The sequence below is a fragment of the Xanthobacter versatilis genome (assembly GCF_043193975.1).
GTDB lineage: Bacteria > Pseudomonadota > Alphaproteobacteria > Rhizobiales > Xanthobacteraceae > Xanthobacter > Xanthobacter autotrophicus_E.
On sequence record NZ_JBAFVB010000009.1, the window covers coordinates 105,298 to 117,458 of the forward strand.

The 12,161-nt window shown below is 68.7% G+C and carries 10 protein-coding genes; 8 read left to right on the forward strand and 2 right to left on the reverse strand.

The window, feature by feature from the left end; translation table 11 throughout:
• Window positions 1–6: 6 nt before the first annotated feature.
• Window positions 7–813, reverse strand: a complete 807-nt coding sequence (locus V5F66_RS17070; RefSeq protein WP_394051890.1) for an ABC transporter ATP-binding protein — start codon at window positions 811–813, stop codon at window positions 7–9.
• Complete coding sequence (locus V5F66_RS17075) at window positions 807–1,865, reverse strand: ABC transporter permease (protein WP_394094333.1); 1,059 nt, start codon at window positions 1,863–1,865, stop codon at window positions 807–809. The genes V5F66_RS17070 and V5F66_RS17075 overlap by 7 nt, the downstream gene beginning before the upstream one ends.
• Window positions 1,866–2,350: 485 nt before the next feature.
• Between V5F66_RS17075 and V5F66_RS17080 the strand changes: the two genes are divergently transcribed.
• The 8 genes from V5F66_RS17080 (at window position 2,351) to fhuF (ending at window position 12,123) form a co-directional block, all read left to right on the forward strand.
• Window positions 2,351–2,923, forward strand: a complete 573-nt coding sequence (locus V5F66_RS17080) for an RNA polymerase sigma factor (RefSeq protein ID WP_393999182.1) — start codon at window positions 2,351–2,353, stop codon at window positions 2,921–2,923.
• Window positions 2,924–3,104: 181 nt separating this feature from the next.
• Window positions 3,105–4,067 carry a FecR family protein gene (locus V5F66_RS17085; RefSeq protein ID WP_012114769.1) on the forward strand — a complete coding sequence of 321 codons (963 nt, stop codon included), beginning with the start codon at window positions 3,105–3,107 and terminating at the stop codon, window positions 4,065–4,067.
• A gap of 146 nt (window positions 4,068–4,213) precedes the next feature.
• Window positions 4,214–6,805, forward strand: coding sequence for a TonB-dependent siderophore receptor (locus V5F66_RS17090; RefSeq protein ID WP_394094334.1), 2,592 nt, complete (start codon window positions 4,214–4,216; stop codon window positions 6,803–6,805).
• Window positions 6,799–7,623 carry an ATP-binding cassette domain-containing protein gene (locus V5F66_RS17095; protein ID WP_394051882.1) on the forward strand — a complete coding sequence of 275 codons (825 nt, stop codon included), beginning with the start codon at window positions 6,799–6,801 and terminating at the stop codon, window positions 7,621–7,623. Before V5F66_RS17090 ends, V5F66_RS17095 begins: the two co-directional genes overlap by 7 nt.
• Before the next feature lie 80 nt (window positions 7,624–7,703).
• The gene (locus V5F66_RS17100) at window positions 7,704–8,486 is read left to right on the forward strand and encodes a sigma-70 family RNA polymerase sigma factor (protein ID WP_012114772.1); all 783 of its coding nucleotides are present in this window, start codon (window positions 7,704–7,706) and stop codon (window positions 8,484–8,486) included.
• Complete coding sequence (locus V5F66_RS17105; protein ID WP_394094335.1) at window positions 8,483–9,388, forward strand: ABC transporter substrate-binding protein; 906 nt, start codon at window positions 8,483–8,485, stop codon at window positions 9,386–9,388. Before V5F66_RS17100 ends, V5F66_RS17105 begins: the two co-directional genes overlap by 4 nt.
• Window positions 9,375–11,354 carry a Fe(3+)-hydroxamate ABC transporter permease FhuB gene (fhuB, locus tag V5F66_RS17110; protein ID WP_394094336.1) on the forward strand — a complete coding sequence of 660 codons (1,980 nt, stop codon included), beginning with the start codon at window positions 9,375–9,377 and terminating at the stop codon, window positions 11,352–11,354. The genes V5F66_RS17105 and fhuB overlap by 14 nt, the downstream gene beginning before the upstream one ends.
• Window positions 11,355–11,364: 10 nt before the next feature.
• Window positions 11,365–12,123: a siderophore-iron reductase FhuF gene (gene fhuF / locus V5F66_RS17115; protein ID WP_394094337.1), complete on the forward strand. Its 759-nt coding sequence runs from the start codon at window positions 11,365–11,367 to the stop codon at window positions 12,121–12,123.
• Window positions 12,124–12,161 lie beyond the last annotated feature (38 nt).

A 12,161-nucleotide genomic window follows, 5' to 3' on the forward strand; every position in this document is an offset into this window, starting at 1 on the left:
GCCCCGTCACCAGGTGGCGTCGAGCCCCAGAAGGCCGAGCAGGTGGTGACGCAGCTCTGCGAGGCGCGGATCGCCGCGATGGCGCGGGTAGGGCACGTCGACCTTCACATCGGCCTTGATGCGGGCCGGCCGATCGCTGAACACGATGACGCGCTCGGCGAGGAAGAGCGCTTCCTCCACGTCGTGGGTCACCAGCAGGGCGGTGAAGCGGGCGTCCTGCCACAGCTTCAGGATTTCGGCCTGCATGGTGATGCGGGTGAGCGAATCCAGCTTGCCCAGAGGCTCGTCGAGCAGCAGCAGACGCGGATCGTTCACCAGAGCGCGGGCGAGCGCCACGCGCTGGGCCATGCCGCCGGACAGCTGGCGCGGATAGGCGCTGGCGAAGTTGGCCAGCCCCACCAGTTCCAGCACGTCCTGCACCCGCCCCTTCAGCTTGCGCTGGAGACCGCGGGCCTCCAGCCCCAGCGCCACGTTCGCCCCCACCGTGCGCCACGGATAGAGGGTCGGGTCCTGGAACACGAGGATGCGCGAGGGATCGGGATCGGTGATCGCCGCGCCGTCCGCCGCCACCCGGCCTTCGGTGGGGTGATCGAGCCCGGCCACCAGTCGCAGCAAGGTGGACTTGCCGCAGCCCGAGGGGCCGAGCAGGGCGACGAACTCGCCCGGTGCCGCCGTGAAGCTCACCTGCCGCAGCACCGGCAGGGGCGCGCCCTCCAGGCTGAAGGCGTGGCTCACATTCTCCACGTCGAGGCGGATGCCGGGGCCGCGGTTGATGGCGGGCGCGCGGGTGGGGGAGAGCGCTTCGATCACCACCGCACCAGCTCCTTCTGCCAGGAGAGAAGATGATCGCGGATCTTGAACAGCAGGGTGACGAGGCCCGAGCACATGAGCGCCATGACGATGAGGGCGGCATACATGTTGGCATAGGCAGCCCAGCCCTGCGCCCATTGCAGGTACCAGCCGAGCCCGGCCTTCACGCCCAGCATCTCCGCCACCACCAGCACCGCGAAGGAGGTGCCGAGGCCCATGAACAGGCCCACGAACACGTGGGGCAAGGCGGCGGGAATGGCCACCTTGAGCACCAGGAAGCGCTGGCTGGCGCCCAGCGTGCGGGCGATGTCGTAATAATCCTTGTTGACGCTGGCGATGCCCGACCAGGTGAGGATGGTGACGGGAAAGCCAGTCGCCAGCGCCAACAGGAACACGCTGGCGCTCCAGCTGGAGGGGAACAGGAAGAACGCCACCGGCAGCCACGCGGTGGCGGGCAGCGGGCCGATGAAGCGCAGCACCGGATGCGCCCAGTAGCCGGCGGTGCGCCACCAGCCGATGGCGACCCCGAGGGTGACGCCGACCGCAGTGCCGATGCCGTAGCCCCAGGCCAGCAGTTTCAGCGAAGCGACCGTGCTGATGCCGAGCTTCGGCCAGTCATCCAGATAGACCTCGATCAGGGACTGGGGCGGCACGAAGAACGGGCGGGGCAACAGTTCGAGCTTGGCGGTCACCGCCTCCCAGGCGAACAGGCCGAGGGGGATCACCACCAGCCAGGGTCCCCAATAGCGCAGGCCCTTGAGGGGCAGGCCGGTGACCGGGCCGGACAGGCTGAGGACAATGAGCGCGGCGCCGATGGCGGCAAGGCCCACCGCGAAATACTGCGTGTAGGCGAAGTCGTCCGCATCGGGCACGAAATCGGCATAGGCGGCGGCCGCGAGCCACGCTGCACCGGCGACGAGGCCGGTGGCCCAGACCTTGGGGCGGGCGGCGTTTCTGGATTTACGTGCGGTTCTCGATTTGGCTGGGTTTCTGGATCTCTTTGGGGCCACGGACCCGGCATGGCTGCCGGCGGCCTCGACGAGCTGGTCAGTCATCTCATTCTCCTCAGCTCAGGACGTCCGCATCGACGTCTTCCGCAAAGCGCCGGACGTTGCTTGTCGGAGTGAAAACCTGGACCACTCTCAGTTCCTCGGCGTCGGGCGCGGGGCCAAGGCGACGGAGGTTCCTGCAGGTCTTGTGTCCGGGCCTCTTGCGGCCCGGGCGGTCGCGCGTGCCGTCGTCAGAATGAGTCGGCATGGCACTCCTCGGATCGGTTGCAAATGAAATATAATAAAATTTATCGACTTTATATAAATTGAGTCAAGCCAAGGATTGGGGGTGCGCCGCTTTTCGGCGGCGGGCGGGAGCGCGGGAGCTGGCGAGGCCGCCGGTCCTGCGTGCGGTGGGCTCACTTCAGGAAGGGGCGGCGCACGCCTTCCAGGGGCCTCTGCAGGGCTTGCGACCGGTCGATCTGCATTTGCGAATCCATTGCATTGATCCGGCCCATGCACTATTTTGTCAGCATTGATTGGATCATCTGATGATTGGAATTGAAGCGTTGCCCGCTTTTTCCAATTCCGACAGGAAGTTCCGAGTTGTGGAGCCGAAAAGTAGAATATTTCTATTAAACGCCTTCGCGCGGCATTACGACGAATTGCTGCGTCATGTCGCGCGCCGGATCGGCAATCCGGCTGCGGCGAACGACGTGGTTCAGGACACTTTCCTGCGGGTTCATGCCTGCGCGCCCACCGCCGAGATTGCCAGCCCGGCGGCCTATCTCTTTCGCGTCGCCGATAACATCGCCATCGACCATCTGCGCCATGAAGCCGTGCGCTCGCGGGTGGTTTCGGCGGACGCCGAATGTGAGGGCGTCGCTGCGCCCGACCCCTCTCCCGAGCATGCCCTCGACTACAAGCAGCGCCTGCGGGCGTTGGACGCCGCCGTCGCCGAGCTTCCGCCGAAGTGCCGCGAGGTGTTCCTGCTGCATAAGTTCGATGGCCTGAGCCATGGCGAGATCGCCGAGCGCCTCGGCATCAGTCGCAGCATGGTGGAGAAGCATGTGATGAAGGCGCTGGTCCACTGCCGCGACCGGCTGGCGGACCTGCTCGATTAGGCCTCTGCCACCGATATTGGCGACGTTCTGGGCGGTGATCGTGCCCGGGAGCGATTTCTAGAAAATTTCTAAATGTTGAGGTGAGGTGCCGGCCGGTCTATTTCGTCAGGAGAGGCAGAGCGGCGAAGAACGGGTCGAAAAACCGGCTCGTCGCCGCAAGGTTCGCTCCACAGGTGCCGGTGTGCGCAAATCGCAAGTTCGAGACACGACAGTCCGACCCACGGCCCGCGACGCAGCGCTCGGCTGGTTCGTCAAGATGCGCTCCGGCGAGGCAACGCCAGCGGAGGTTGCCGATTTCCAGCAATGGATCGCCGCTGCCGCCGATAACCGCCGGGAATATGATGCGTTGGAGGCGCTCTGGGGCGACCTCGACCAGGTGGGCGATCCACGCCGTGTCGCGGCGTCCGTCCCGGCATCGCGCCCCATGATGTCGCGGCGCGGCCTGTTCCTTGGGGCGGCGGGCGTCGCGGCGGCGGTGGTGGCGGGCGTGGCGCTGGGCGTGCCGGACTGGTTCGACGGTGCCATCCGCACCGGCGTCGGCGAGCAACGTCAGCTGACCCTAGCGGATGGCTCGCGGGTGGTGCTCGATGCCGATTCCGCCCTGTCGCTCCAGTTCACGCCGCAGGCGCGCCGGCTCACCTTGCAGCGCGGCCGCGCCTTCTTCGATGTGGCGCCCGATCCGGCGCGGGCGTTCTCAGTGACGGCTGCGGGCGGGGTCACCACGGCCACCGGCACCCAGTTCTCCGTGCACCTGTGGTCGAACGAAGTGACTGTGGCGGTCAGCGAGAGCGCAGTGTCGATCCGCGCCGGCGCTGCCGCGCTGTCCCGGCTCAAGGCGGGGGAGGCGGTGAGCTATGATGCCTCCGGCATCGGCGAAACCGAACAGGTGAGCGATGCCCAGGCCTCGGCTTGGCGGCGCGGCAAGCTGATCTTCGAGGATCGCCCGCTTCGTCAGGTGATCGCGGACGTCAACCGCTACCGGCCCGGCACCATCATGGTCACCGACAGCACCCTGCTGCGGCTGCGGGTTTCCGGCATTTTCGACATCCGCCAGCCGGATGGCGTTCTGGAGGCCATCACTCGCAGCCTGCCGGTGCGCTCCATGGCGCTCACCCGCTATCTCGTGCTGCTTTACCCCGCCTGACGACGGCCAAGGTTCGTCCCCTCGATTTTTTCTCGCCACCAAGGTGAGGTCCCGGCCACCCCCGTCCGTCTCTGAGATATCGCGGCGATCGGTCTGGATTTTCCGGGTCGGCGCTGCCGCTCAGCTCATCGGGCTTTCGGGGTGCCATGCTGGACTATCGCTGTCGTCGGCCGTCGCGCGTGAGCGGCAAGGCCATCCGTCTCGGCTTGGGCGTCGCCCTTTTGGCCAGCACGGCCCTTTCGTCGGCCTTCACCGGTTCGGCGGCCATGGCGCAGCAGACGGCGGCCGTCGCCTTCGCCATCCCGCCGTCCTCCCTCACTTCGGCCCTCACGGCATTCGGTGATCGCGCCAATCTTCAGGTGCTCTACGCGGCGGATCTGGCACGTGGCGTCCAGTCGCCCGGCGTGTCCGGCACCCTGGCGCCGGCGCAGGCACTGTCCCGCCTGCTGGCGGGCACCGGCCTCACCTATCGGTTCACCAGCGCCAACACGGTCACCATCGCCCGGCCGGCGGAGAGCGGCGGCGCGGCGCTGCCGGAAGGCGGCATCCAGCTCGATACCGTGACGGTGGAGGCGGACGGCGTCGCCGGTCCCTTCGTGGCCGTCGACACCTCCACCGGCATGAAGATGGATGTGCCGCTGCGCGAGGTTCCCCAATCGGTCTCGGTGGTGACACGCCAGCAGATGGATGATCGCGGGGTGCAGACCCTGAGCGATGCCATCGACTATTCGGCGGGTGTCTCGGCCTCGCCCTACGGGCAGGACAATCGCTTCGAGCAGTTCGTGATCCGCGGCTTCGACGAGAACCTGCTGGGCGTCTATCGCGACGGCATGCGCATGCCCACGGCCGGCTTCGCCGGCTTCCGCCAGGAGCCCTATGGCCTGGCCCGCGTGGACGTCCTGCGCGGCCCGACCTCCACGCTCTATGGCCTCAACAATCCCGGCGGCCTGGTCAATCTGGTCTCCAAGCTGCCGGTGGTGGGCGCGCAGTTCGGCGAGATCTGGGCCTCCTACGGCTCGTTCGACAACCTCCAGACCGGCTTCGACATCAATGGCGCCGGCGTGGACGGTTCGAACATCACCTATCGCTTCACCGGGCTGGTGCGCGGGGCCGACACCCAGGTTGACTATGTGTCCAACGACCGCATCTACGTGGCGCCGACCCTGACCTGGACGCCCAATGCGAACACCACCTTCACCGTGTTCGCCAACCTGCAGCAGGACCACACCGGCGACACCTACCAGCTGCTGCCGGCGGAGGGCACGCTCTACCCCAGCGTCTACGGCAAGATCCCGTCCTCGCGGTTCCTCGGCGTGCCGGACTGGTCGAAGTATGATGCCACCCAGTATTCGGGCGGTTATTTCTTCGAGCACCGTGCCGACAACGGCTGGACGCTGCGACAGAACCTGCGCTACGCGTCGGTGGACGTGGACTATCGCACCGCCTATCCCATCGCCGCCTATGGCGACACAACGACCCTGCTGCGCACCGCCCAGGAAAATAACCAGACGCTGGGCGTCTTCACCATCGACAACCAGGCCCAGTACGACAGCGATCTGGGGTTTGCCAAGAACCAGGTGGTGTTCGGCCTCGACTATTCCAACACCCAGCAGGACGGCACCCAATATGGCGGCACGCTGCAGAGCCTCATCACAGGCTCCTCGCCGGTGGGGCCGATCAATCCCTATTTCCCCGTCTACGACAGCACCGTCGCGCCGCTGATCAATACCCTGAATACGTCCCAAAGTCTGAGCCAGACCGGCCTCTATGCCCAGGACATGTTCAAGCTCCACGACAAATGGGTGTTCACCTTCGGTGGCCGCTACGACTGGGTTCAGACCGAAAGCTCGACGCAGAGCCCGGTGCTGGCGCAGCTCGCGCCGCTGCTGAATTATTATTACGGCGTCAACGTTCCGAGCACGTTCCAGACCAGCGCCAACAACGGCGCCTTCAGCGGCCGGGTCGGCCTGTCCTACCTGTTCGACAATGGCATGACGCCCTATGCCAGCTATTCCAGCTCGTTCAACGTGGTGCCGGGCTTCACCCAGTCCAGCGTGACGGTGGATACGGACTATGGCCCGCTGCCCATCAGCTACAGCATGCAGCCGCTGAAGCCGGAAACCGGCGAGCAGTATGAAGTGGGCCTGAAATACCAGCCCAACAACGGCAAGAGCTATATCCAGACTTCGCTCTACCAACTCACCAAGCAGAATGCGGTAAGCTTCGACACCACCGACCCCATGCAGCAGGCCTATTACCAGACCGGCGAGGTCCAGGTACGAGGCTTCGAGGTGGAAGGCGCGGTGGATTTCGAGAACGGCTTCAAGCTCCTCGCCGCCTACACCTATCTGCATGCCGAGGTGACGGCGGACATTCCCCCGGTCGGTGAGCCGAGCATCGTGGGCAATACGCCGGAACGCGTGCCGGCGCATCTCGCCTCGGCGTGGCTCGACTACACCTTCCAGGACGGTGCCTTGAAGGGCTTCGGCCTTGGCGGCGGCGTGCGCTACGTGGGCTCCACCTGGGGCGACCGCGAGAACACCATCTATGTGCCCAGCTACACGCTGGTGGACGCGGCGGTGCGCTACGCCAAGGACAGCTGGCTGTTCTCGCTCACCGCCAAGAACCTGTTCGACAATGCTTATGTGGGCACCTGCTCCAGCATCGCGAATACCTATATCGGCTGCTCTTATGGGCAGACCCGCACCATCACCGCGCAGGTGACTTACAAATGGTAAGTGACCTGCAAACAGCAGGGGAACTGCGCGCGGAAGCGGCGGAGCCGAAGGGCTTTGCGCTGGAGGGAGTCGGCTTTGCCGCCGAAGGCCGTCCGCTGCTGCGCGACGTGTCCTTTACCCTCACGCCCGGCAAGGTGGTGGGTATCATCGGTCATAACGGCTCCGGCAAGAGCACGCTGCTGAAGCTGCTGGCGCGGCAGCAGGCGCCGAGCGCGGGGACGCTGTTCCTCGACGGGCAAAGCCTCGCGTCATGGAGCAGCCGGGCGTTCGCCCGCATGGTCGCCTATCTGCCGCAGACGCCGCCGTCCGCCGGCGCGCTGAAGGTCCGCGAGCTGGTGGCTTGCGGGCGTTATCCCTGGCACGGCGCGCTCGGCCGCAAGAGTGCGCGCGACGGCGCGGCGGTGGAGACCGCGCTGGCGCTGGCGGACGTGGGTGGTTTCGCCGACCGGCTGGTGGAGACCCTCTCCGGCGGCGAGCGGCAGCGGGCGTGGCTCGCGATGCTGGTGGCGCAGGAGGCGCGCTACCTGTTGCTGGACGAGCCCACCGCGGCCCTCGACGTGGCCCACCAGGTGGAAGTGATGGCGCTGGCCCGCAGGCTCGGTCACGAGCACGGGCTCGGCGTGGCGCTGGTGCTGCACGATGTCAACATGGCCGCGCGCTATTGCGACGAGCTGGTGGCGCTGCGCGGCGGTCGGCTGCTGATGCGCGGCCCGCCGGACGAGGTGGTGACCGCCGAAGCGCTCGCCGAGATCTACGGCATTCCCATGGCGGTGATGGCCCACCCGGTGGGCGGGTGGCCGGTGAGTTTCGTTCGCTGAGCTTCCCCACGGCTTAAGGGCGGGGGCAGGACGTGCCGGTTTGCGCGGAGAATGCCGCCGGCCGGCGGAAAGGGGTTCCCATGACTGCGCCGCTGCGCCATCCCTCTGCTTATTCGGCCTCTGCTTCTGTGGCCCCTGCTTCATTCGCTTCCGCTTCCGCGGCGCTTTCTGGCGCGACGGCGAGCGCGCCGCTGTTCGACACCCTCCTCGCCCACCGCGCCCGGCTGGTGCGGATGGCGTTCCGCATCGTCCAGTCCCGGCATCTGGCGGAGGATGTGGTGGAGGACGTGGCGGTCAAGCTCTGCGAGGGCGAGGGGGTGATTGCGGCGGACCATCCGGCGCCGTTCCTCTACCGCCTGGTGCGCAACCTTGCCATCGACCGGGCGCGCCGGCTTAAGCGCGAGCGCAGTCTGGCCGGCAGCGCGGAGGAGGCCGCCCACGTGGCCATGCCCTGCGCCTGCCCGCTGGAGCGCCTGGAGCAGCGCGAGATGCTGGAGGTGGTGATCCGCGCCCTCGACACCCTGCCGCCGCGCACCCGCCTCGCCTTCCTGCGCCATCGCATCGACGGCATGCCGCAGAAGGACATCGCCGAACATCTGGGGGTGTCGCGCACGCTGGTGAATTTCATGGTGCGCGACGCCACCAAGGTCTGCCGCGACAGCATCGACGCCTATTGTGGGCGCACCACCGCCCGCTGTCCCAAGGCAAGCTGCCCCAAGGCGCGCGCGGCCAAAACACCTGCCCCTGAAAAGGCTCAACTGGACCAGGCGCAGCCGGAGAAGACGCCGCGTCCCGCCCCGCGCTGCCCGCTGTCAGAGCGACACCCCAACGTCCGCGGCGCGGCGTCCAAGGCGGTCGCATGACAGACGCATTATTCTCCCGCCGCGCGCTGATGGCGGGTGCGGCGGCGGTCCTCGCCGGCCGGGCGATGGCTGCTCCCGGGCCCCGGGTGGTGGCGTTCGACTGGGGCATCGTTGAGACCCTGCTCGGCCTCGGCGTGGTGCCGGCGGGGGGCGCGGAAGGCGATGGCTATGCCGAATGGGTGCGCGAGCCGGCGCTGCCGCCGGGCATTCCGGACCTCGGCCTGCGGGTCGAGCCCAATATGGAGGCGGTGGCGCGGCTGAAGCCGGACCTCATCGTCATCACCCCGCAACTCGCCTCGTTCGAGCCCATGCTGGCCCGCATCGCGCCCACCCTCAGCCTCGCCATCTTCGACGAGGACGGCGACGTGTGGACACGGGCGCGGCAGGTGGCGCTGGCGCTTGCCTCTGCAACCGGGCGCGAGGACGCCGGCGCCCGTCTTCTCGCGCAGGCCGACGCCGCGCTGGAGGCGGCCCGGCCGAAAGTGGCCCCGCTGACCGCCCGGCCGCTCTATCTCGCCAGCTTCATGGATGCCCGGCACGTGCGCGTCTATGGCCGCGGCTCCCTGTTCGATGCGGTGCTGACCCGCCTCGGCATCGCCAATGCCTTTACCGGTCCCACCAGCTTCTGGGGCTTCGCCACCTTCGGGCTGGAGCATCTGGCCGCGGCGCAGGATGCGGCGTTGCTGGTGTTCGAGCCGGTGCCGCCCGAGGCCCGCGCCACCCTGGCGCACGGCCCCTTGTGGCAGCGCCTGCCCATGGTGGAGGCCGGCCGCATCGGCCTGCTGCCACCGGTCTGGTCGTTCGGCGGCCTCGTCTCCGCCATGCGCTTTGCCCGCGTGCTGGCCGACCATGCCGCCGCGTCCGCCGTCTCCGGCGCGGGGAGGGGGGATGCCCGTGGCTGAACGTTCCGTCCGCCTGTTCCGTCCCGCCGCGCTGGTGCTGGTCCTGGCGCTGTGCGCCGCTGCGCTGAGCGCGCAGAGCCTTGATGCCCGCATCGGCACGGGCTCCCTCGTGCGGGCGCTGGTGCGTCCCGGCGCCATGGGCGAGGTGGTGGTGCATTTCAGCTGGCTGCCGCGCCTGCTGGTGTCGTGGCTGTGCGGGGCGGCGCTTGGTCTTTCGGGCGTGCTGATGCAGCAGGTGCTGCGCAATCCGCTGGCCTCGCCCACCACGTTGGGCGTGTCCGCCGGCGCCCACCTTGCCCTCGTGGTGGCGACCCTGGCAGTACCTGGCCTTGCCGGCTTCGGGCGCGAGGCGGTGGCGCTGGCGGGCAGCGGCGTTGCCGCCGTGCTGGTGTTCTCGCTGGCCTGGAACAAGGGGCTGGCGCCGCTCGCGGTGGTGCTGGCGGGCATGGTGGTGAGCCTCTATTTCGGCGCCCTCGGCGCCACTTTGGTGCTGTTCAACCAGAATTATCTCGCCGGCCTGTTCATCTGGGGCGCGGGCTCCCTCGCCCAGCAGGATTGGGATGTGGTGGTGCATCTGGCGCCGCTGGTGGCGGCTTCGGGCCTCGGCGCGGCGCTGATGGTGCGCCCGCTGGCGCTGCTGGACCTTGATGAAGAGGGCGCGCGCAGCCTCGGCGTGCCGCTGGTGGGGCTGCGCCTCGCGGCGCTGGCGCTGGCGGTGGTGCTGGCGGCGGCGGTGGTGAGCGCGGTGGGCGTGGTGGGCTTCATCGGCCTCGCCGCGCCGGCGCTGGCGACGCTCGCCGGCGCGCGCACCTTCGCCGCCCGGCTGGTGTGGGGGCCGCTCATCGGCGCCGCGCTGCTGTGGCTGACCGACCAATTAGTGCAGCTTCTGGCCGGGCTCTATGGCGACCTGGTGCCCACCGGCGCGCTCACCGCTCTGTTCGGCACGCCTCTGCTGCTGTGGCTGCTGCCCCGGCTTCAACGTGATGTCCGTCCGCCGCGCATGGTCGCCCCGGTACTGGAGCCGCGTTTGGAGAGGCCGGGGCTGGCGCTGGGCCAGGTGGCCGTCGTGCTCTGCGTGCTGCTGTTGCCGGCGCTGCTGCTGTCCCACCTTGCGGGCGGCTGGAGCCTCGATCTGTCCGGCGATTTCCTGGACTGGCGCTGGCCACGGGTGGCGGCGGCGCTTGCGGCCGGGGGCCTCCTCGCCATGGCGGGAACCGTGACCCAGCGCGTCACCGGCAATCCCATGGCGAGCCCCGAAGTTCTGGGCCTCACCTCGGGCGCGGCTTTGGCCCTCATCGTGGTGGTGATGGCGCTGCCCGGGGCCGACCGCGCCACCGAGATCGCGGCCGGCGCGGCCGGCGCGGCGCTCACCACCTTCGGCCTGCTGGCGCTGACCCGCCGCGCCGCGTTCGCGCCGGACAGCATATTGCTCGCCGGCATCGCGCTGGGGGCCCTGTTCGACGCTCTGGTGGTGGCAGTGACGGCCTCCGGCGATCCGCGCGCCATGACGCTTCTGGCGTGGCTCGCCGGGTCCACCGCGCGCGTTGGGGAAGCCGAAGCGGTCACCGGCCTCGTCGCCCTCGCGGCGCTGGGGGCGGCGGCAGTGCCGTTCAGCCGCTGGCTCGATCTGTTGCCGCTGGGCGCGGTGACCGCCGGCGCCGTGGGGGTGGACGTGAAGCTCGCCCGCCTGCTGCTGCTGCTGCTCACGGCGGTGATGACCGCCACCGCCACGCTGATCGTGGGGCCGCTGACCTTCGTGGGCCTGCTGGCGCCGCACCTGGCGCGTCTCGCGGGGTTTTCGCGCGCGCTGCCGCATCTGATCGCGGCGGCCTTCATCGGCGCCCTGGTGATGGTGGGAGCCGATGTTCTGGGGCGCACGCTGATCTATCCCCGGCAGATCCCCACCGGCCTCCTCGCCACGCTCATCGGCGCGCCCTATCTGCTGTGGCGGATCCGGCGGCTGTGAGGGACATCCCATGATCCCCGTCCTCGCCCCCATCTTCCACGGTCCGCTGGAGCCCTATGCGGACACGCTGGTGCTGCCCGGCGACAAGCCCGGCGCCTTTCCCCTGCCCGAACTGCTCGCCCCCGCGCGGCTCGATGCGGCGCTGGATCTTGTGGCGGCGCATTTCGGAGGCGACGACCGGCGCGCCCTCGCCTCCCTGTTCTCCATCCACTACGTGCACATCCTGATGCCGGTGGTGGTGGTGGCCAACCTGGTGCTCGGCCATCACCTGCCGGTGGCGCTCGCCGACCTTGCCATCGTGCTGGACGAGGAGGGCCTGCCTGACCATTTCGTGCTGCCCCACGACGGTCATGCGGATGGCGAGGCCGACCCGTTCGTGCGCTTCAAGCCTTTGGTCTTCGACCATCTGGAGCCGGTGTTCGCGGCGCTGGCGGTGCGCTCGGGGCTCTCCACCAAGGTGATGTGGACCAATGCGGCCAACCTGTTCGAGGCCATCCTGCGGGAGCTGGAGGGCACCGGGCAGGTTCCCTCCGCGGTGGCGGCTGGGGATCGACTGGTGGCCGCGCCGCGCTGGAGCGATGGCGCGCGCAATCCCTTCTACGCCCCGGTGCGCTACGAGGCCGGGCCGGGCGGCGAGGGGCGCTGGCGGCGGGTGTGCTGCGTGCGCTACCTGCTGCCGGAGCGCGGCTATTGCAGCAACTGCCCCCATGTGCTCGCGGGCGACAAAACCTCCAAGGGCAAGGCAACGCGTGGGGCGACCGTGCCCTGAGCGCGTGCTGGAGGAGAATCGCGAAGGCCGGATCGGTG

Excerpts from the sequence above, each read along its gene's own strand:
- V5F66_RS17100 (WP_012114772.1), top strand. The coding sequence starts at position 7,704 with ATGACTGCGCCGCTGCGCCATCCCTCTGCTTATTCGGCCTCTGCTTCT.
- fhuB (WP_394094336.1), top strand. The coding sequence starts at position 9,375 with ATGCCCGTGGCTGAACGTTCCGTCCGCCTGTTCCGTCCCGCCGCGCTG.
- V5F66_RS17090 (WP_394094334.1), top strand. The coding sequence starts at position 4,214 with ATGCTGGACTATCGCTGTCGTCGGCCGTCGCGCGTGAGCGGCAAGGCC.
- V5F66_RS17105 (WP_394094335.1), top strand. The coding sequence starts at position 8,483 with ATGACAGACGCATTATTCTCCCGCCGCGCGCTGATGGCGGGTGCGGCG.
- V5F66_RS17075 (WP_394094333.1), bottom strand. The coding sequence starts at position 1,865 with ATGACTGACCAGCTCGTCGAGGCCGCCGGCAGCCATGCCGGGTCCGTG.
- V5F66_RS17080 (WP_393999182.1), top strand. The coding sequence starts at position 2,351 with ATGATTGGAATTGAAGCGTTGCCCGCTTTTTCCAATTCCGACAGGAAG.
- V5F66_RS17095 (WP_394051882.1), top strand. The coding sequence starts at position 6,799 with ATGGTAAGTGACCTGCAAACAGCAGGGGAACTGCGCGCGGAAGCGGCG.
- fhuF (WP_394094337.1), top strand. The coding sequence starts at position 11,365 with ATGATCCCCGTCCTCGCCCCCATCTTCCACGGTCCGCTGGAGCCCTAT.